This is a genomic window from Enterococcus sp. AMC1623 (assembly GCF_058216495.1).
This window is the reverse complement of record NZ_CM177096.1, coordinates 3,180,535-3,202,783: the sequence shown is the minus strand read 5'-3', so window position 1 is coordinate 3,202,783 and position 22,249 is coordinate 3,180,535. Positions and strand designations below refer to the sequence as shown.

Below are 22,249 nucleotides of genomic sequence, written 5' to 3'. Positions count from 1 at the left end.
CCTCTTTCTTAACGATTTTTATTACGATACTGTCCTGGCGTCATTCCGACAATTTGTTTAAATTTTCGCGTGTAATTTGACACGTCATAATAACCAGCGCTCGAAATAATTTCTTTAATTGGTTTATCTGTCTCACGAAGTTCTTTTTTAATTTTGTCTAAACGTTTTTCTTGGACATATTTTGAAAAGGTCATGCCACTTTCTTTTTTGATAAAACGGCTCAGATAAGAAACTGAGACATCAAATTTTTCTGCCACACTTTCCAATGAAAAATCATGAGAAGCATAATTTGCATCGAGATAAACAAAAATATCTTTTTGTAATTTTGATTCTTGATTTTTGGGATTGCGTTGGACAGCTAAACAAATTTTCTCACTCATTTTAATTAATTCATTTTGAAGTTCTAATAAATTGCGAAATTCCACAGCTTTTTCAGCTTCTTGGAAAAAGGAATCGCCAATCACTTCTGCACCTACTTTCACGACACTATTCAATAGATAATAACTATAAAGCTTCATTCCTGCGATAGTGCGTTGTTCTTGCATGCCTTTCTTCACCATAATTTCAATCGTTTCAGAAGCAATCTCGAAGTCTCCTTGTTGTAAACTCTGACTTAACTTTAATTGCTCATCGGCAGGATAAGAAACGACCGAATTTTTCTTTTCATTTTTGATTTCTTTAAAGAATAAAACTTGATTAGGTTTATCAGAAACAGCCTGATATTCAAGTGCTGCTAATCCTTCAATGTAAGATCGATTAATTGTTGCCAATTCACAAACAACTGAACCTACACCAATCGTTGGTGCAACAGTGTTTTCTAAAACAATTTTGGCAACAATTTCACGCACAATATCGGAATGATTCACGGATCCATCCATACTAACTAATAAAGCAATTGCTTGATTCGAAAGTAATTCAGAACCATACGCACGATAGCCTTTTCCTGAAATTGAACCTAAGAAACTCATTAAAAATTCTTGGTTTTGAATACTTGTTTCAGTTGTAATCATTTTCGTGTCAATCAACATAACAAAATAACTCTCTTTATAGAGAACAACCTCCACAGATTCTAATAACAATTGAATTTCTTTTTCGTCTTTAAATCTTCCCATCAATAATTTTCGTAGTACTTGCTCACGAGCATGTGGTGTTTGACGACGAATTTCTTGATGGAGTTCCTTGTTTTGTTGTAAGAAGCTCGTAACGTGCTGTTCCATCCGTACAAAGTCATCTAACTCTTCGGCTTCACGAACGCCACCTAATTGTTTTTCCATTAATTTTTCTAGTTCATGAATTGGTTTGTATTGTCGTCGACCAATTAGAAAAACAATGGCTAGTCCCAAAGCTAAAATGGATAGTACTAACGCCATTAGCCGATAATGAACGGTACGCACATCACTTAATGCTTGCTCCGTATTTGTTAATGAGATATAGCGGATACCAAAGTCTTCATCCTCGGAAGTATTGACTAAGAATGTGCCCGCTTTTGTTTTCCTTGAATGTTGTTGATAAAGTTTCTCTACTTCGGAAGGGTTATTCATAAATTCTGGTATGTCATCATTGTGAGAAGCCACTAATAAACGATTCTCACGATCCACCATAAATACATTCCCTGTCTCGCGATCAACAGATTTATCTAAGAAATTTTGAATATCAATCATTCGCATCGTGTACATCACCACACCAGATGGCAAACCATCTGTTGCTGTTAATGGCACAATGTAAGTCATCAAACCCACACCATTCTTTTGGCCAGATGGAATCCGTTCAATCAGAGGTGCTTTGGTGTTTAACGAAGCTTTCAATTTTTTCTCATCAAAAGCATACGTTCCATAACGTTGTTGCATAAATGCTGGAAAATCCAAGAGCCCATTGGAAGAATAGACTTGATTGGGTTGACTATAAAAATACACATATAATTCTTCAATAATGTTGCTGTTCACTTTATTTCGTAATAATTCACGATTTGCTTCCCATGCATAATACGGGTGTGCAAATTGTTTTTCACTTAATGAAGGATTCGTGCTAATTTGTTCTGTTAAATAATCTAATTGTCGTAAATTAGCCGACATAATTGATTTTACTTGCAACAAATGATTCTGAGAAGATAGATCAATTTGATTATTAATGCTATCTGTGGATGTTTTATACCAAATCACCGACACAATAGAAAACGGTAACAAAAATACGAGTAAATAAGAGAATACATAGCGATAAAATGTCTTATTGGTGAACGAAAATTTTTTAGGTAAATGCTGCATAATTTTCATTAAGCTTCAGCCTTTCGTTCCGTTTTAACCATTGCTTGAAGTGCAAACCAGATAATTGGAAAAATGAGTAACGGCACCCCGGCAATGACTAATAAAATTGGAAAAATAACATATAGCCAAACAACAATAAAGACACCTACTAAAATCGCAATCGATTCAATTATATTGCTGAAAAATAAAATAGCGGCTTGTCGCAAGTATTCTCCGTATTTTAACGAATAGCGACACAAGGTTGGAAAGAGAAATAAACTTGTACCTAAACATAAAACAAATAACAAAATTAATACATAATGTAAAAGCGGTAGTTGAATATACGTAGCTGAAATTCGTAAATCTACCCATAAGAACAAACAACCTGTTAATGCGGTATAACCTAATTGATTACTTATTTTAAAATTTTCTTTGTAAAATTGTTCAAATGCAGGTTTAAATTTCCCACTTTTTCCGGTAATTGCTAAATAAATGACATGAAACACTGCTGCTAAAGCTGGAAAGAAACCTAAAATAATGGCTCCTCGTAATGTGTAGACGATGAATAAAAGCTGTAGAATAAGACCATCGATAATTCTTTGCCCTAAGACGTAACTGCCTTTGATAATCCCTCTCATTTCCTTCATCTTAGTTCCCCCTTTAATTTTCTACCATTAGCTTACCATAAAATTGCGTTTTTTAGTTTTTTAATGGAGACAAAATAACAAAAAACAGTTGGTTTGAGCTTTTCAAACCAACTGTCATTACAGATTATTATTCTGCCCAGCGATCGTAAGCTGTTTGGTATACGGAAACGTATTCTTCAACACCCATACTTTCGATAGTTTTCACGTATTTATCCCAGTTAGATAAAGGCTCTACTCCAGTAATAAATTTCGCTTCCATTTGTTCTACATAAGTTTTCAAGTCTGTTTCTGAATCACGAACTTGCTCTGTTTCTTCCGTTGTTAAGTATAACAATGGATAAGGAACTTTTGCAAAAGGCGTAATTTTCACTTGTGTTTCTGAATCGATAAATTCAATAAACGTACGATCTGGTTCTTGATTTGGATCAACTAAGATCATCATATCTTCTGTTTCTGGATAGCCCATTGTTGGGACAGTAATACCGTAGTTTGGTGTAATCTTAGAACGTTCTTCTTCGGTATTAGAAGTGTCAATTCCTTCTGCATAGACACGAACTTCTTCACCTTTGTCGTTTTCAGCAAATTCCCATAGCGCGCCTTCAGGACCTTTACTTAAGAAGTAAGAACCTTCTTCACCGTAGAAATAATCTACCCAACGTAGTGCAGCTTCTGGTGATGGACAATTTTTCGTAATAGCAAATGTTTCACGAGCCATACGTGTGCTTCCTGGAACAACCGCTTCTGGTGAAACATCAGATGTTAATGGTTGGAACATCAAATCGTCAGTTGCATCTTTTTCATTTTTACCAGTTGTAAAGATTGAGAACCAATCTGGGAATAAACCGATTTGGTTATTTTGTCCTTTAGCTTTTTTCTGTTCATCTGCTTGACCGTATACTTCTTGGTCTAATAGTTTTTCAGAATACAATTTATTCATGAATGTTACGTATTCTTTGTAGTTTTCAGTAATTGGTGTATAAACAACTTCACCGTTAATTTCTTCAATACCACGTTCAGTTAAACCGAATGCACCCATTAACCAAGGACGAGTACTATCCATTTTCACGTCAGTCAATGGAATTTCATCTTTTTTACCGTTACCATTTGGATCTTCATCACGGAAACGAACTAATAAGTCATAAAATTCGTCGGTTGTTTTTGGTAATTCTGTCACATTCAACGCTTTCAACCAGTCACCACGGTACCACATTGGACCACGAGGCCAAATTGCTGTCTCACCACGGTGAATCATTGGTAATGAATAGATATGACCATCTGGTGTTGTAATTGATTTACGGATTGATGGATCTTCATCCATAATTTTTTTCAAGTTTGGCATATTTTCATCAATTAAATCTTCTAATGGTACTAAAATGCCTTGAGAACCATAATCCATTTCCATTGCTGGTGTTAATGATTCTGAACTTGTTCCGAATAAGACATCTGGTAAATCATCCCCTGCAAATGCTAAGTTTAGCTTTGTACTAAAGTCAGCAGTTGGTGGTGTCGTAAATTCAAATTCAATGTTTGACATTTCAGCCATTTTTTGGAAAACTGGCATGTCTTTCCATTCTGCTTGACCAGTTCCTGGTCCCATCATGGTCATTTTGATTTTTTCTTTTGTGACTGGAAATTCGCCTACTGTTCCTAATTCAACGTCACTTCCTTTGTCATTTGCGTTGTCTTTGTTTCCGCCACAAGCTGCTAATAATACCCCGCAAGCCAGCAAGCCAAACAAAACTTTAGACTTGTGCATTTTCATATCTTTCTCCCCTTATAAAAAGATTTTTATTAATCGGCAATTGCCGTAAAACACTACCCTTTAACTGATCCAACCATCATACCTTTTACAAAATATTTTTGTAAGAACGGATATGCTACGATAATTGGTAACGTTGAAACAATCATGACACCGTATTTGATAACGGCTGCTAGTTGTTGCTTACTAAACATTAATTCCGCCATATCACTAGTCATATTACTACCAATACTATTTGATGACATGTCTTGCAATACTAAGATTTCACGTAAAACCATTTGTAATGGATACATTGTTTTATCAGATAAGTAAATTAAAGCACTGAAGAAACTATTCCAGTGACCAACCCCATAAAACAAAGCCATAACAGCGATAATTGGTGTTGATAACGGTAAAATGATTCGTGTAAATAATTTGAAATCATTACATCCGTCAATAATTGCGGCTTCTTCCATTTCACGTGGAATGGTTGTTTGGAAGAACGTTCTTGTTACAACTAAGTTATAAACCGATACCGCACCTGGTAATACTAACGCCCAAACTGTATTTAACATATTCAAATTTTTAACCAATAAGTATGAGGGAATTAAACCTCCACTAACAAACATGGTAATTAATAAGAAAGTGGTAAATGTTTTGTGACCATAAAAGTCTGGTCGAGACAACGCGTACGCTGCTGGTAATGTACATAATAAGTTAATAAATGTTCCTAAAGCAGTATAATAGATCGTATTTAAATACCCACGCCAGATACTATTGTTTTCTAAAATTGTTTTATACCCTTCTAATGTAAAGCCCTTTGGATATAACCACATTGAACCCGAGTTTACCGTTAAGGGATCACTAAAGGAAGCACTTACAATATAAATTAACGGATATAAGACAATCGCTACAGAAAGAAAGACGAAAATATAGGTAAATATCATAAACACTCTATCTGCTTTGGTATCTTTGACTAATCGATTTTCCATATAAATCCCCTTTCTAGAATAGACTTGAATCGCCTAATTTGGCAGCAATTTTATTTACAACAATTAATAGTACAGCATTGATTGCTGAGTTAAACAAACCTACAGCTGCCGCATAACTATATTGAGCTTCTAACAAACCTTGTTCATATACAAACGTTGCAATAACATTTGAAGATTCCATATTTAATGGGTTTTGCATCAATAGGATTTTTTCATATCCTAAGTTCATAACAGAACCAACGTTCATAATTAATAAGATAACCATTGTTGGACGAATAGTTGGTAAGTTAATGTGCCAAATACGTTGTAAACGAGAAGCTCCATCCACAATTGCCGCTTCATGAAGTTGCGTATCAACACCTGCTAATGCAGCGAGATAGATTACCGAGCCCCAACCAGTTCCTTGCCAAACACCTGATAATACATACACGGTTTTGAACCATTTTGGATCTTCCATAAAGGAAATTGGTTCAATCCCAAAAAAGTTTAACGCATGGTTGATTAAACCAGTAGATGGATTTAAGAAAGCTAAAATCATACCAACCATTACTACGACTGAAATAAAGTTCGGTGCGTATGTAACTGTTTGTGAAAATTTCTTCCATGGACCATCTTTAATTTCATTTAGAGCTAACGCTAAAATAATTGGTAGCGGGAATCCAACAACTAATGAATAGACGCTGATACCCAATGTATTTTTTAATAGGTCCCAGAAATAATAAGAATTAAAGAAACGTTCAAAATGTTTCATTCCTACCCATGGACTGCCCCAAACTCCTAATGTTGGTACGTAATCTTTAAATGCAATAATTACACCGTACATTGGAATATAAGAGAAAATAAAAATAACTAAGAATGCTGGTAAAACAAATAAGTACAATTGACGACTAGCAAATAGCTTTTTCTTAACATCTTCTCTTTTTTTCTGCTTTGTAGTTAGCTGAGGTTTCTTTCCAGTTAACTCCATATCTTTTTCCCCCTTTTTGAAAAACGTTGCCTGAAAGCACTTTCAGATTACATTGAATAGCAATGGTACTCAATATGTGGTTTTTGACCATAGTCGCAAAATATTGATATACCAACTCTTTTAAAATGATTTTCTCAATATAATGACACTCTTTTTTATTTTTCACATAGTCAAAGATTTCTCTGCTTTGGTTTTATGTCATCGCTTATTACGCTTCCTTTTAATTTCTATTGATCTTTATAAGCACTAATTGAAGTTGTCTAACAGGTTAGCATGCGACTTAATTGTTTCCTAAAGCATTTTGTAGGCATCTGTAACAAGAAAATTATATAACAAGTAACGAACTAAAATGAGGCAATAAAAACGAGACTATGAATATAGCGAATCGTTAGAAAAAGTTATATCATAGTCTCCATTTTTAGTTATTTCTCTGCCCAACGATCATATGCTGTTTGATAGATAGACACGTATTCTTCTACTCCCATACTTTCGATAGTTTTTACATATTTATCCCAGTTAGATAAAGGCTCGACTCCTGTAATAAATTTCGCTTCCATTTGTTCGACATACGTTTTCAAATCTGTTTCTGAATCACGTGTTTTGTAGTTTTCTTCTTTTGTTAGATATAATAATGGATACGTTACTTTCGCATAGGGTGTCATTTTTGCTTGGGTTTCTGAATCAAGGAACTCAATGAAATCACGATTAGGTTTATCATTAGAGTCGTTGAGAATCATCATATCTGGTGTTTCAGGATAACCCATGATTGGTACAGTAATACCGTAGTTTGGTGTAATTTTAGAACGTTCACCTTCTGTATCTTCTTTATCAATACCTTCTGCGTAGATACGAACTTGTTCTCCTTCATCATTTTTAGCATATTCCCACAAGGCACCTTCAGGACCTTTACTTAATAAAACTAATCCTTCTCTACTATAGAAGTAATCTACCCAACCTTCTGGAGATGGACAATTTTTGGTAATAGCAAATATCTCACGTGCCATACGTGGACTACCTGGTACAACAGCTTCCGGTGAAATATCTGAAGTTAATGGTTGGAACAATGGATCATCCATCGCATCTTTTTCAGATTTTCCAGTAGTGAAATACGAGAACCCATCTGGGAATAAACCCACTTGATTATTTTGCCCTTTGGCTTGTTTTTGTTCTTCTGCTTGACCATATACTTCAGGGTCAATTAATTTTTCAGAATACAATTTATTCATAAATGTAACATATTCTTTGTAGTTTTCAGTCATCGGTGTATACACAACTTTGCCATCAATTTCTTCAATCCCACGATCTGTAATCCCAAATGCACTCATCAACCATGGACGAGAATTATCCATTTTAACGTCTGTCAATGGAATTTCATCTTTTTTCCCATTGCCGTTAGGATCTTCATCTAAGATTTTTTTCAGATTGAGTATGTTTTCATCAATTAAATCTTCTAATAGTATTAAAATCCCTTGTGAACCCTAATCCATTTCCATCGCTGGTGTTAATGAATTTTGATCGGTACCAAATAAAACATCAGATAAATCATTCCCCGCAAAGGCTAAATTTAGCTTTGTACTAAAATCAGCTGTAGGTGATGTATTAAATGAAAATTCGATATTCGTTAATTTTTCCATTTTATGGAAAAACGGCATATCTTTCCATTCGGCAGCACCCCTGTTCAGTTCCATCACGGTCATTTGATTCTTTTCTTCTATAACTGGAAATTCGCTAACTTCGCCTAATTTAACCTCACTTTTGGCAGTTTCGGCTTCATTATTTCCTCCGCAGGCTATTAAAAATACACCACACGGAAGCAAAGCAACCAAGCTTTTTGTTCGATTTCTTTTCCCTCTTTATTAGAACTTCCTTTAAAAAAACACTTATAACGCTAACGTGGATAGCAATGGTACTCAATGTGTGGTTTTTGACATTTGGCTAAAAAACATTGATTTATCAACGTTTCCACCCCTATTTTTATGTAGATAAAACCTGCTCGTGTCAGATGGGAAAACTCAAACAAATTCTGTTTAAACGTTCTTTTTTTCCTAAAGACAAATAGTTAGCTATGTAAAATTTGATTCTACTATGTAAAATTGTCTCTTCCATAGAAAATACTTTTTGTTTTAAGTATACTATTAGAAGAAGTATGAAAGGAGCACTAAAATGAAAGCGGTATATTTCACAGGCGATGTTTCTTCTGTAGAACGCGGATTATCTCTTCTACAAAATAAACTACACTTTCGTCTTGATCGTTCACAAACACCCATTCAACTTATTCACCGAAAAGGACCTCTTACAGTAGAAAAAAAAGCAAACGACATCACTATCTCATTTGCAGAAGCAACCCACTGTTTTAGAGGCCTAAATTTATTATTTGCTCATTGGGAAAAAACAAATTTTTCATTTAAAGAATATCCTCAGTTTGAAGCAATTGGTCCCATGGTTGACGCATCGCGAAATGCAGTCCCAACAGTCAAAAAAATTAAAGAACTTTTAGCGACTTGTAGCGTACTTGGTTTAAATCAATTAATGCTTTACATGGAAGATACGTATGAAATTCTAGAGTATCCTTATTTCGGTTATTTCCGTGGACGCTATTCATCGGCGGAATTAAAAGAGATTGATGATTATGGAGATGCATTAGGAATTGAAGTCATTCCAGCTATTCAAGTGTTAGCCCACTTAAAAAATCCATTGAAATGGAATTTTACTCGTGAATTTCGTGATACAGAAGATATTTTACTTGTTGACGAACCAAAAACGTATCAATTTTTAACAAAAGCTATTCAAGCAGTTAGCCAACCTTTTCGAACCAATAAAATTCATATCGGAATGGATGAAGCGCATCAATTAGGCTTAGGACAATTTTTACAAAAGCATGGCTTACAAAATCGCTTTGATTTAATGAATCGGCATTTAGCCAAAGTTTTAGAAATTACAAATTCATTAGGTCTAGAGGTTGAAATGTGGAGCGATATGTATTTCCGCTTAGGCTCGAAAACAGGGGATTATTATGATCCTGATTTTGATATTCCTAAAGAAGTAGTAGCAAGTATTCCTGAGGTTAAAATGGTCTATTGGGACTATTATCATCATCAAGAAGCAGAATATCTACAGTTATTAGCACATCATAAAGAATTAGAGAAACCGATTGTGTTTGCTGGAGGCATTTGGACTTGGAATGGGATTGCACCAAATTATAGCAAAACTATCGCCACGACACATGCGGCACTCTCAGCTTGTAAAAAGCAACAAATCTCCTCAATTTATGCAACACTTTGGGGTGACGATGGTGCCGAAACACCTTTGGACACTGCGTTATACGGCTTACAATTATTCGCAGAACACCAGTTTAATACAACTGTCACGGACGAATTGGTTGCTCTACGCTTTAACGAATTGCAACATGAATCAGCTGATAGCTTTCTCTTACTAGATTGCTTTGACCAAACACCTGGTGTTGCACCAGAAAATCCAGACGGTTCAGCAGTTAGTAAATTAATCTTGTACCAAGATCTCTTACTAGGTTTATATGATAAAACAATCGAAGCTTTTCCTCTAACGGAACATTATCAAAAACTAGCTCAAGAATTAGCTCAATGTGAAACGTCAGATAATACGGTCGCTTTATTTGTCTATTATCAATTAGTTGCTGAAGTTTTAGCTAGCAAAACTTCTCTAGGAAAGCAACTACAAGAAGCTTATCTAACGCAAGACAAAACTTCTGGACAACAACTGCTCTTACAAGTTGAGCAACTACAATTATTAATCGATAAATTGCGTAAACGACATCGTCAACTATGGTTTGCCAATAACAAACCTTTTGGCTGGGAAATATTGGACATTCGTTATGGAGGAATACTTTCACGTTTAGAAACAACTCATTGGCGACTCACACAATGGATTGAACAGGATGAACCGCTTGAAGAATTAGCAGAAACACGTTTACCATTTGACGGACCCTATCCTATGCCAGAAGGAATTATCGGTCGAAACTTATATCACGGCATCGTCAGCCCTAGCAAATTATCAGATGTTTAAGGAGGGAATCGATGAAAAACAAATTATTTTTAGGCATGATTAGCCTTTTAGCAATCTTTATTGTATTTAGTGTATTGACTAACCGAACCAACGATACCGTGACAACCAACACAGACATTGAAATTGAAGGAAAAATTTCGAATCAAGAGGATGCTCTTGCAGCCTTTGAAACGTTGGAAACCAATTTACAAGCTACCAATAACAAAGATGTGGACTTATATGTCACCACATTGGTTGCAACTGCAAGAGCAGATACAAAAAAAGAAATGCAAGCTTTTTTCGATGAATACGATTTAGAAAACACCTTACTTTCTTTTAAAGTGTTAAAACAAGAAGAAAACCGCATGTTAGTTGAAACCCAGCAAAAAACAGTGAATAAAGGAAAAAATGACTATCGCGATCATATTGCAGAAGCTCATCATACCTTTGTCAAAGAAAATGGCAGATGGGTGATTGAAGAAACCAATATGACCAATACACATTTTATTTAAGGAGACGTAATGAAAAAATATATTAATTGGCCAGAAAGCTATCCAGATACCACATGGTTTACCAATGCTCGTTTTGGGGCATTCATTCATTTTGGCTTATACACGCTTGGTGCCCGTCATGAATGGTTTATGACAACTGAACAAGTTACCCCTGAAAACTATCGCAAATATTTTGAACATTTTGATCCTGATTTGTTTGATGCCAATCAATGGGCACAAGAAATTAAAGCTACCGGTGCCGAATATGTCGTTTTTACAACAAAACACCATGAAGGCTTTGCTTTTTGGGATACCAAACAATCCGATTATAAAATTACCAACACGCCCTTTGGTAGAGATTTATTAGCCGAACTGTTACCAGCATTTCGCAAAGTAGGGTTAAAAATCGGATTATATCATTCATTAATTGACTGGTATCATCCAGAATTTCCAATTGATGGCTTACACCCTTGTCGTGACGAGGAAAACTATCGTGCAACTAACGACCAGCGTGATTTAAAGAAATACCAAGATTTCTTAGCTGCCCAAGTTACTGAACTGTTAACTGAATATGGGAAAATTGACTATATGTGGTTTGATTTTTCTTATGCGCATCGAGATTGGGGCTGGTCTGTCGGTAAAGGTGCTGCAGACTGGGATGCCTTACGTTTAGAAAAAATTTGTCGTACTTTGCAGCCAGAAATGTTGATTAATGACCGTTTTGCTTTAGGTCATGGGATTACCACTCCGGAGCAATACCAACCAGATAAACCATTATATAAAGATGGGTTACCTGTTTTGTGGGAGGCTTGCCAAACAATGAATGGTACTTGGGGCTACGATCGTGACAATCAACAATGGAAATCTTCCGAACAAATTCTGCAAATGTTGATTGATACGGTAGCTAAAGGTGGAAATTTCTTAATGAATACTGGACCAAATGGCCGTGGATTAATTGATAAACAATCCAAAGAACGCTTCTCTGATTTAAGTAAGTGGTTTTATCTACACAATCGTTCAATTAAAAATTGTGGTCCAAGTGAATTCGTGCCACCTATTGACTGTCGCTACACTCAAAATGGCAATCGACTCTATTTGCATATTTTCTCTTGGCCATATTTCCACATTCATTTAAAAGATTTAGCAGGAAAAATTCGTTATGCACAATTTTTAAATGATGGTTCTGAAGTTTTCTATCGTGGTTTCGATCCCGAAGAAGTTATCACAACGACGGAAACAATTATCGAACCCCACGACATTGTCTTACAATTACCAACTAAACGACCAGATTCTTTGGTTCCAGTTATTGAAATCTTTTTAAATGATTAAAACAAAAGCACACAGAAAAATTTTTCTGAGTGCTTTTTCTATGCGTGTATTCAATCGATTATCGTTCTGTACGATTCATTATTTTTAACAATCGTTCGGCAATAATTATAACCAAAATTACTTTTAATGTATCCCCTGGAATGAAAACTAAATTTGAGACAATAGACGCTGATAACGACATACCAGTAACTATAGATAAACCGATAGACCCTAATAAATCCACCAGTAATACTCCTGGAATAGCTACAATTAAAAACTTAATTCCCCAATTTTTCGTTTCCATAAACTTACTTCTACCTAATCCGATTAGAATAGCTGAAACAAACCAGCCGATTAAATACCCTACTGTAGGACCTAGAAAAACGGAAAACCCTCCAGAACCTCCTGTCAAAAATGGCATCCCCATAGCTACTAAAGTTAAGAATAACGCAATGGCTAATCCGCCTTTTTTCGCACCTAAAACAATACCAGCTAACATCACACCTAAATTTTGCAAAACAATTGGGACTGGAATAAAGCCTAATGGAATCGGTGGAATCATTCCTAATACTATAATAATGGCTATCATCATAGCAATCATAGAAATATCTTTTGTTTTCATAAAAAACTCCTTTCTTTTCGTTAACCAATTATATTATAATGGTTAACAAAAAGAAAGAGGTTTTTTTATGATTATTTATGGAATAGACATTGATGGTAATGGTAGATGCCTCCATTACCATCAAGAACATGATATTGTAGGTTTAAAATGCAATAAATGTAAAAAATATTATGCTTGTTATCAATGTCATAACGCTTGCGAAGCACATACTTTTGAACCTATTGCTGTTTCTGATGCTGCTCCGGTTATCTGCGGACATTGTCACACAACATTGACTTTCTTCCAATATAAAAAAGGGGCTTGTCCTTATTGTCAGGCTAAGTTTAATCCTAATTGTCAACTACATGAAACGATTTATTTCTCGAAAGACTGATTGTACAAAAAAAGAACGCAATCTCCTCTTCATGGAGTTTGCGCTCAATTTTTTTAGTTTATCAAACCAATCGTACGAATTTCATACGGCTGAATTTCTGAGGTGTAGATTTCTTCTGTTAGCTCTTCCAATAAATTTAAGACTACTGGTTTGCTCTCAGCTTTCTCAATGGTTAAAGCTTTGGCTTCATCCGCCATGTTGTATCCTCTTAAAATTAACGCTTGGTCAGCTTTTCGGCGTTTCAAGGCAGTTGGAACAAACGTTTCACTTTCAACAGTTACATATTGATAAGTTGCTGGGTATTGACCTGCTTGTACAGCGACTTGGGCAACTGTAAATGGAACTTGGGCAGTGTACGCATGTTTGTAGGTATCGTAGCGTGTCTCTGGTGTTCCATGAACTTCGACACTGTAATTAAACGTGTGCTCCCCTAAACATTGTGCTTCTGGTGTTGGGAAATAGCCCCAGTCACCTAATTCACGAACACAACGTAATAAAGTAACCGCAATCGTATCGTCCACAATCTCGTATTCATTCAATCCAAAGTTTCCAACAGTCACTCCGCGTGTCTCATCATGTAAATTAGCAAATGCATGTTGATGTTGGGGATTCGTTGGATTTTCCCAACTTGCTGAAACTTGATTTGGACGTTCCACAACTTCATAAATACTATCTGCTTCGTGGGTTTCTACTTGTAAACCAGTTGGGAACAATGCACGTAAACGATGATCTTTCATTTGATTGTTTAAATGTGTTTCAAAATCAACTTTTTTACTGTCTTTGCTAACTGTCACAAATGTTTCAATCGTTAATGGTGCGGTTTCTTTAGAACGACCCGCTTTGCGTCCAGTAAAACCAATCACCATTTGTTGTTCAATATCCAATAATTCATCTGCAGAAACTGGAATATCTAAGACATGTGTCAATTTGATGACTGCTTTTTCAGCATGGGTTTCAACAATTTCTAACTCCGCTACCACATTGCTAGATAAAATTGCTTGATCATTTTTTGGTTGCATAAAAATATATTCATTGGCAATATCACCGACATTTTCAAAGATTAACAAATTATCGACAGTATGATTGGTTGCTTTATCTGTAATTGCTAGCGTACCATTTTCAGCAATTTCTACTTTAATTTGTGTATTTTCGATTACTCGCCCATCTTCATTCGCTAATTTTTCAGAAGAATTAGCTTCTGCGCCGGCTACTAAAGCAAAGGTTTCCCATGAATAAGCTGGTAAGTCTTTAACAGCAACTTTTACTGTTACATAGCGTTTCATATAAGGAATACGGAAACCATCTTTTGGTAAATCATAATCAAAACGAACATTTACTTCAGAAACAATAGCAGAAACTGTTTGACCTTGTTCATCTACTACGTGATACTCGCCTTTCGGCATTTCATCTAATGCGCGATATAGTTGTTCTGGATAACCTTGTGCAAATGTTTTTCGTTCCAATTCGATTTCGATTTCAGCTTCGCCACTCTTAGCTAAACCATTCGTATTAAAGACAACAAATGGGAAACTATCTTTGGCAAAAGTTTCAGTATTAATTTCAGCTGTAATCGCATTTACGGCTTCTTCTGCCACGTATTTTCCTACTTCATTGGCTTTTTCGAAACGTGGTACCATTTCACGATGAACTTCATCGACTGAACAACCACAAATGCTGTCGTGTGGATGGTTTTGCATCAATGTTTTCCAAGCGTAGTCTAATTGGTCATGTGGATAATTGCCCGTAATTTCATACGCCATACTTGCCAATGGTTCAGCAATATTTTCTAATTGACGTTGAACACGGGTATTCCACTGTTTCAAGTAAACACGAGCCGAAGCTGTATTGGCTAATGTATACCAACCGTCTGTTTCTTGACTAGTTAATTCACCTTCTACAGAACCTAAATCTTCAGGCAAATCTTTTTGGACTGCTTCTAAATAATCGGTGAAGTTTGAATGAATAAATTCATACTCTGGATATAGTTCATTCGCTAGCGCAATTGCTTTCGTAATATCTTTTTGGACTGGTTGATGGTCACAGCCGTTCATCATTAATAAATGATCGGTTGAAGCAAATTTTTCTGTGTCTTCTAATTTACGATCCCAAAAACGAATGGCTGCTTCTTTTTCAGAAGGAATTTCATTCCCGTTACTGTACCAGTTCGCAAATAACAAGCCAAAGATTTCTGATTGATCTGGACCTTTCCACCACATTTCAGAATATTGAGAGGTGTAACTTTCAGATTCTAACACTTGGTTATCAAAGCCGATTGGTTTCACACCACGACCAAAGGCTGCAGCTTCAAAACCAGCTTTTTGCATTAATTGAGGTGCTTGCCCCATATTTCCAAAAGTATCTGGGAAGTAGCCTAGTTTGACAGGTGTCCCCCATTTACGACTTTCTTCCATTCCAATCAACATGTTACGAACGTTTGATTCAGAACTAATTAAAAAGTCATCTTGTAAAATATAAAATGGTCCAATTCGCAATTTACCATCGTCTATCGCTTTTTGAACAGCAGCACGTTTTTCTGGACGCACTTGCAAATAATCATCCAAAATGATTGTTTGTCCATCTAAATGGAAGCTATTAAAATCTGGATCAGTTTCAAAAATTTCTAACAAATCATCCATCAATTCAACTAATAACATATGGTGTTTCTCATACGCCACATACCACTCACGGTCCCAGTGACTATGGGAAATAATATAAACTTTTTTCTTCATTTATTTTCTCCTATTTTTCTACTTGAATATCAAAGTAATCCATGACTAACTCACAAAACATCATGTTGGCCCAAGAGAACCATTCACGTGTATATTGCGTTGGATCATCTACGTCAAATCCTTCATGCATTAAATTAGTCCCAGCATCTGTTGCGACTAATTGGTTTAAAATGCGTTCTTTTTCCGCTTTATCGTCCGTCGTCATTCCTTCCATTGCCATAGCAATTGGCCAGATGTAATTTTCTGGTGTATGCGATGAACCTATTCCTTTTGCATATTTGCCTTCATAGAAATATGGATTTTCTTTGCTTAACAATGTTTTTCTTGTACGTAGATAACGTTCATCTTTCATTGAACCATATCCTAGGTAAGGCGCTGAAATTAGGTTAGGCACATTACTATCATCCATAATTGAGGCATTCCCTAAACCATCTACTTCATAGGCATAAATATCTTCATCTGCAGCGTTTTGTGTACGGCCATGCGCTTCAATCCCCTCTTGAATTTCCTCACGCAACGTTTTAGCTTTTTCAACAATCGCTGTATCTTCTAAGACACTGCTAAAGATTTCTTCTAAATAACCTAAGATAACTACCGCAAACATATTGGATGGTACTAAATAACCACCGCCTGCACACGCATCATCGCTTGGTCGGAAGCCAGACCATGTCATTCCAGTTGGCGCAACCGTTACACCTTTCCCATCGTTAATCAAGGTATCTTCTTTACGCCAAGTATCACGAACAAAATTATAAGGTGAGTGATTGTGATCTTGTTCTACTTCAAATACTTCTAAAATCTTTTTCACACCATTTACAAAATCTTCATTGAATTGATCGGTACGGCCAGTATTTTTATATAGTAGATACGCTAGTTGAACAGGATAACACAATGAATCGATTTCATATTTACGTTCCCAAATCCAGTCATTCATTTCAGTGTGATCGTCTTGATGCCCTGCACCATTAGCCTCTTCATTAAAGGCATTCGCATACGGATCGATATTGATATAGAAAAATTGTTTTTTCACCAATCCACTAATCATCGCTGCTAAATCTTCGTCTTCTTTTGCTACTACTAAATATGGACGAACTTGCGCCGTTGAATCTCGTAGCCACATTGCAGGGATATCTCCTGTCAATAAGAACGTTGTGCCATCCTCATGGCGTTTTACTGTAGTTAATAACGTATTGGCGAAAGCAGCATTAAAGTTTGTTGCCCAATCTTGATGCTCTTCTCCACATTTTTCTGTAATTTTATCCATAAACACTTGCACCGAATTTGGTATATCTTTATAAGCCATTTATTGTCATCCTCCAACAATTTGATATATTTTATATCTTGATTATACTATAAAAAACAAAAATGTCTACGCTTTCTTTCATAAAATGATTTATTTTTTTAACTTTTTATGTTATTATCTAAATATGATATATCATTTAAAAGAGGAGGATTTTATGAAAGAGCCGTTATATAAAACAATATTAAATGATTTGAAAAAACAAATTTTTTCTGGTCAGTTACCGCTCAATAGTCAACTCCCAACTGAAAAGGAATTGTCTGAACAATACCACGTCAGTCGGATTACCTCTAAACGTGCGTTAACCGAACTAGAACAAGCCGGATTAATCTATCGTGTACGAGGGAAAGGAAGCTTTGTGAAAGAAACGCCACCACAAGTCACCCAGCGTGTATCAACCAAAGCAACCCGTATTTTGTTTCTTTTACCTTTTTTGCATGATTTATCTTTAGGAAATTTTACAGACGGCTTATTGCCGATCATGCAAGACCAACAAATTGAAGTCGCTATGGGAACTTTAGAGGTGTTTTCTCAAAAAAATGCCACTGAACTAATGCAAGAATATGATGGTTTGATTTATTATGCTGAAAATACGGATCAATATTTAGATACGTTAGTAGAATTAGCTCTCAAAGCATTCCCTGTCATTTCTTTAGATAAAAAGAATTTCGAACTAAATTTTCCGACAATTTTATCTGATAACATGGCAGGAGGACAGCTAGCTACCCAATCGTTAATTGAGGACGGACATACTCGAATTGCCTATTTATTTGGACGTTCCTTGCATCCACAATCGGTACGAAATCGTTATATTGGCTATTTAAAAGCATTACATGGCGCAAACTTAACATTCCATACGTCTTCTATTGATATTACTGCGACTAACGAACATCTATTAACTTATGTAATCGACAATCAAGTAACGGCGCTTGTTTGCGAAAATGACTTAGTAGCAATCGAAGCGATGCGTACGCTAAAACAAGCAGGATACGCTATTCCCACTGATTTTTCAATTATTGGCTTTGATGACATCCAAGCATCGCAATTTGTGGAACCACCTTTGACAACCATCGCCCAGGATTTCAAACAAATTGGTGAAATTGCTGGTAAAACGTTAATCGAATGGATCGAAAACAATCAAGTTCCCACAGATATTAAAGTTCCCGTTACTTTCGTTCAACGTCAATCAACCAAACAAATTTAATGTGATAAAGGAGAAATTATGCTTACTCAAACAATCGACACACGTCATGGTACTGCTAATCAATATAGTTTTTCAAATGGAAATTGTCTTCCTTATACGGGCGTTCCATTTGGGATGAACTATTTTGCCCCACAGACAACCGACCAAAAGGGAAGTTGGTGGTTTCATCCTGAAGACCACACCTTCCAAGGATACCGCCTAACCCATCAGCCTAGTCCATGGATGGGTGATTTTAGTCACTTGCTTTTCACGCCAGTCAGTGGCAAGTTTACAGAACGATCATTGTTTCATACACAAAGCTCTTACCGACCAGCAGAAAGTATTTTTCGTCCCACCCATCTATCGATTAAGCAATTACGTTATGGTATTCAATCGACTATCATTCCAAGTATGTATGGTGGCGTATTAACAATGAATTACCAACAAAATGAGAACGGTTTATTAGTCACACTCCCTGGACGTTATCGTTATGAAGTGCTGGATAACCAGACTGTCGCACTTGAAGTCATTAACTTTTCTGGATGTGAAGATTCTGATTTCACCATTTATCTTGTTTTACACTTGGAGCATCCTTTTAGCACAGAACATACACAGGAACAAGGCGAAGATGGTACGTTGCTACTATCATTTACTAATCAACAGCAAGTCGTGCGTTTTGGGACCTCATTTATTAGTCAAAAACAAGCACAACTAAATTTAGCACGTGAACAAGCGCTACAACCAAATGACTATCTTGAACAAAGTCAAAATACTTGGCAAGACCTATTGCAGCGTATTGAAATCGAGCATCATGATGCCGAACAAGTTGCCACGTTTTATCATAATTTTTATCGAACATTTTTATTTCCACAAACTTTTTATGAGCGTGACGAAAATAATCAAGCCATTCATTACGATACATTAAGTAAACAAGTCCGTTCAGGGGTTCTTTATACCAATAACGGCTTTTGGGATACGTATAAAACAGTTTATCCTTTGTATTCATTAATTGCTCAAGAAAAATATGAAGAAATGCTGGAAGGTTTTTTAAATAGTTATAATGAAACCGGCTTTTTACCTAAGTGGCTGTCACCAGACGAACGTGGGTTAATGCCTGGAACGTTAATTGATGCGGTGATTGCGGATGCTGCTGTAAAACAAATCCGGACTGATTTAATGCCAGAATTTCTGACGGCCATGAAAAAAGCAGCAACCATTCAAAGCGAAAATCCTAATTATGGACGACAAGGGACGACAGACTATTTAAAATACGGTTATGTCCCAAGTGACTATCATGAATCCGTTAACCATACCTTAGATTATGCCTACAGTGATTTTTGTATTAGTCAAGTTTCCCAAACACTGGGAGCGACAGAAGATGCAGCCTATTATCAAAAACAAGCACACAATTATCAACATATTTTTGACGCAGAAACAGGATTCATGCGAGCAAAAGACAAACAAGGCGTCTTTCGTGAAAACTTTTTAGATATTCGTTGGGGAAAAGATTATGCAGAAGGCAGTTCATGGCAAAGTAGTTTTGCTGTTTACCAAGATTTTGCTGGCTTGATTCAACAATTTGGTAGCAAAGAAGTCTTTGAAGAAAAATTAGTTCGCTTATGTAACCAAGCACCCACGTTCAATGTGGAAGGCTATGGTTTTGAAATCCATGAAATGAGTGAAATGGCAGCTGTAGAATTCGGACAATTAGCGATTTCCAATCAGCCAAGTTTCCATTATCCGTTTTTATTTAGTTACATTGGCAAGCCTGAAATGGCACAACCATTAATCAAGCAGTTATTGACACAAGCTTTTAACACTAGTACAAGTGGTTATCCAGGTGATGAAGACAATGGTAGTATGGCAGGTTGGTATATCTTTAACAGTTTAGGGTTTTATCCGGTGACTCCAGGATCTGGTGAATACGTTTTAGGCATGCCTTTATTTGACAAAGCTACCTTACACTTATCAAGTGGCACTAGCTTAACAATCGAAAGTAGTCCAAATTATCCACAACAACAATTTCTACATCAAGTATTGCGTAATGGCCAAGAATACAACAAACTGTTCTACTCTCACGCTGATTTGATGAACGGTGGAACTATTTTTAATCAATTAGGCATTGTCCCGAATGCTCGAAAATATCAAGCAGAGGATTATCCTTTTTCATTAAGTTAAAAAGCGATTAGCATCCATAAAAGCAAAAAAATATCCGAACAAGATAGCCGACAATGCGCGCTCTATCGTTCGGATATTTTTTATTGCCTTTAACTTCCAATAAAATAGCTCATGAACATGCTGGCAATATTAAAATAAATCAACACACTAGTTAAATCACTTAACGTTGTAATAAATGGACCGCTAGCAACAGCTGGATCAAAGCCTAATTTATCCATTAGCATCGGAATCAAACTTCCGGCTAAATTCGCAACTGTGATGGCACACATCATCGCCATTCCAATGACAAAACCTAAAATGGGGTTGCCTTTCCAAACAGCAACAATTGCAAAGATAGTTAAACCGGTGATTGCTCCCGTCACCAGTCCGGTTAAAACTTCACCAATCACTGTCGCAAAAAAAGTATTGCTTTTATCATCGTTCATCGCCAAACGTCGCACCGCTACGGCTAACGATTGCGTCCCCGCATTGCCGGCTGTCCCTGTAATTAAAGAAATAAATACCGCCAAAATACTGGCTTCACTAACTAAATCTTCATAATGACTAATTAAACTAGCGGTAGCCATTCCTAAAAATAACAAGGTAATTAACCAAGGAAGACGTTTCCCAGCAGCTTTAATCGGATTTTCACTGACTTCATCAACGTTAACCCCCGCCAAACCAGAGTAGTCACTCGCTGCTTCTTCATCGATTACATCGATAATATCATCGACGGTGACAATTCCCAATAAATGATCGTCATAATCGGTAACAGGTAATGCTAAGAAATCATAATCACGGAACGTTTGCGCCACATCTTCTTGGTCATCGCCTACGTGGACGGACATGACACGTTCGCTCATGACATCAGAAATCATGGCATCATCATCACTAACAATTAAATCTCTTAAAGAAATAACCCCGACAAGACGCCCTTCTTGATCGACGACATAAATATAATAAATCGTTTCTGCTGCTTTCGCTTCATTTTTTAAGACATACATGGCCGAACGAACGGTTTGATTTGCAACGATGGATACATATTCCGTCGTCATAATCGAACCGGCTGTTTCATCCTCATAATGTAACAACTCTTTAATTTCTGCGGCATCTTCCGCATCCATTAAACTCAAATATTTGGCAATTTGTTTTTTGCTTAACGTATTTAATAAATCGACGGCATTATCGGTATACATTTCAGATAGCATTTCTGCAGCGTAACTTGGACGCATTTCAGATAAATAATCTTTCATGTATTCATTGTCTTCCTCGATTACGTCAAACATATCTGCCAATTCTTTTGGTGAAAGATAGGAATAAACCAAAAGACGTTGTTCTTCTTTTAGGGATTGATAAAATTGTCCCTGTTCATAAATATGCATCTCCAAAAATTCATCTCTAAATTCCTGCAGATTTCCTTCATCCAAATCTTTCCGCAATTGAGTAAAACGTTCTTCTAATTCTTTTGTTTCATCCAATCTC

Annotated in this window: 17 protein-coding genes; 6 read left to right on the top strand and 11 right to left on the bottom strand. The window is 36.2% G+C overall.

Annotated features, from left to right (window positions below):
* Positions 1-8: 8 nt before the first annotated feature.
* From AC4BC7_RS15705 to AC4BC7_RS15675, 7 genes are all read right to left on the bottom strand, one after another.
* Positions 9-2,270, bottom strand: coding sequence for a helix-turn-helix domain-containing protein (locus AC4BC7_RS15705; protein WP_207941600.1), 2,262 nt, complete (start codon positions 2,268-2,270; stop codon positions 9-11).
* Positions 2,270-2,887: a YesL family protein gene (locus AC4BC7_RS15700; protein ID WP_490503344.1), complete on the bottom strand. Its 618-nt coding sequence runs from the start codon at positions 2,885-2,887 to the stop codon at positions 2,270-2,272. Before AC4BC7_RS15700 ends, AC4BC7_RS15705 begins: the two co-directional genes overlap by 1 nt.
* 127 nt (positions 2,888-3,014) lie before the next feature.
* Complete coding sequence (locus AC4BC7_RS15695) at positions 3,015-4,649, bottom strand: extracellular solute-binding protein (RefSeq protein WP_490503343.1); 1,635 nt, start codon at positions 4,647-4,649, stop codon at positions 3,015-3,017.
* Positions 4,650-4,702: 53 nt separating this feature from the next.
* Positions 4,703-5,617, bottom strand: a complete 915-nt coding sequence (locus AC4BC7_RS15690) for a carbohydrate ABC transporter permease (RefSeq protein WP_207941597.1) — start codon at positions 5,615-5,617, stop codon at positions 4,703-4,705.
* 13 nt (positions 5,618-5,630) lie between these two features.
* Positions 5,631-6,584, bottom strand: coding sequence for an ABC transporter permease (locus AC4BC7_RS15685; RefSeq protein WP_207941596.1), 954 nt, complete (start codon positions 6,582-6,584; stop codon positions 5,631-5,633).
* Positions 6,585-7,006: 422 nt separating this feature from the next.
* Entirely contained in the window at positions 7,007-7,948 is a 942-nt protein-coding gene (locus AC4BC7_RS15680; protein ID WP_490503342.1) for a type 2 periplasmic-binding domain-containing protein, read from the bottom strand.
* Positions 7,949-8,062: 114 nt separating this feature from the next.
* Positions 8,063-8,410 (bottom strand): hypothetical protein, encoded by a 348-nt coding sequence (locus tag AC4BC7_RS15675; protein ID WP_490503341.1) that lies wholly within the window; start codon positions 8,408-8,410, stop codon positions 8,063-8,065.
* Positions 8,411-8,747: 337 nt separating this feature from the next.
* Between AC4BC7_RS15675 and AC4BC7_RS15670 the strand changes: the two genes are divergently transcribed.
* Genes AC4BC7_RS15670 through AC4BC7_RS15660 form a run of 3 tightly spaced genes read left to right on the top strand, consistent with a single transcriptional unit; the run spans position 8,748 to position 12,424 of the window.
* A complete protein-coding gene (locus tag AC4BC7_RS15670) occupies positions 8,748-10,625 on the top strand; it encodes a beta-N-acetylhexosaminidase (protein ID WP_490503340.1) in 1,878 nt (625 codons plus the stop codon).
* A gap of 11 nt (positions 10,626-10,636) precedes the next feature.
* Positions 10,637-11,116 (top strand): hypothetical protein, encoded by a 480-nt coding sequence (locus tag AC4BC7_RS15665; RefSeq protein ID WP_490503339.1) that lies wholly within the window; start codon positions 10,637-10,639, stop codon positions 11,114-11,116.
* Positions 11,117-11,125: 9 nt separating this feature from the next.
* Positions 11,126-12,424 carry an alpha-L-fucosidase gene (locus AC4BC7_RS15660; protein WP_207941593.1) on the top strand — a complete coding sequence of 433 codons (1,299 nt, stop codon included), beginning with the start codon at positions 11,126-11,128 and terminating at the stop codon, positions 12,422-12,424.
* Positions 12,425-12,482: 58 nt separating this feature from the next.
* Here AC4BC7_RS15660 and AC4BC7_RS15655 read toward each other — a convergent pair whose 3' ends face one another.
* Positions 12,483-13,025 carry a biotin transporter BioY gene (locus tag AC4BC7_RS15655; RefSeq protein WP_207941592.1) on the bottom strand — a complete coding sequence of 181 codons (543 nt, stop codon included), beginning with the start codon at positions 13,023-13,025 and terminating at the stop codon, positions 12,483-12,485.
* A 67-nt stretch (positions 13,026-13,092) separates the two neighbouring features.
* Here AC4BC7_RS15655 and AC4BC7_RS15650 point away from each other — a divergent pair, with 67 nt between their 5' ends.
* A complete protein-coding gene (locus AC4BC7_RS15650; RefSeq protein WP_207941591.1) occupies positions 13,093-13,398 on the top strand; it encodes a CHY zinc finger protein in 306 nt (101 codons plus the stop codon).
* A gap of 53 nt (positions 13,399-13,451) precedes the next feature.
* On the opposite strand, the gene AC4BC7_RS15645 is transcribed toward AC4BC7_RS15650, so the two are convergent.
* Both AC4BC7_RS15645 and AC4BC7_RS15640 read right to left on the bottom strand, forming a co-directional pair.
* Positions 13,452-16,127 (bottom strand): alpha-mannosidase, encoded by a 2,676-nt coding sequence (locus AC4BC7_RS15645; RefSeq protein ID WP_207941590.1) that lies wholly within the window; start codon positions 16,125-16,127, stop codon positions 13,452-13,454.
* 10 nt (positions 16,128-16,137) lie between these two features.
* The gene (locus AC4BC7_RS15640) at positions 16,138-17,430 is read right to left on the bottom strand and encodes a glycoside hydrolase family 125 protein (protein WP_207941589.1); all 1,293 of its coding nucleotides are present in this window, start codon (positions 17,428-17,430) and stop codon (positions 16,138-16,140) included.
* Positions 17,431-17,584: 154 nt separating this feature from the next.
* On the opposite strand from AC4BC7_RS15640, the gene AC4BC7_RS15635 reads away from it, so the two are divergent.
* Positions 17,585-18,631 carry a GntR family transcriptional regulator gene (locus tag AC4BC7_RS15635; RefSeq protein ID WP_207941588.1) on the top strand — a complete coding sequence of 349 codons (1,047 nt, stop codon included), beginning with the start codon at positions 17,585-17,587 and terminating at the stop codon, positions 18,629-18,631.
* A gap of 18 nt (positions 18,632-18,649) precedes the next feature.
* Positions 18,650-20,788: a GH92 family glycosyl hydrolase gene (locus AC4BC7_RS15630; RefSeq protein ID WP_490503338.1), complete on the top strand. Its 2,139-nt coding sequence runs from the start codon at positions 18,650-18,652 to the stop codon at positions 20,786-20,788.
* 89 nt (positions 20,789-20,877) lie between these two features.
* Here the strand turns inward: AC4BC7_RS15630 and mgtE are convergent, their stop codons facing one another.
* Positions 20,878-22,245 (bottom strand): magnesium transporter, encoded by a 1,368-nt coding sequence (gene mgtE, locus AC4BC7_RS15625; RefSeq protein WP_207941586.1) that lies wholly within the window; start codon positions 22,243-22,245, stop codon positions 20,878-20,880.
* Between the last annotated feature and the right edge of the window lie 4 nt (positions 22,246-22,249).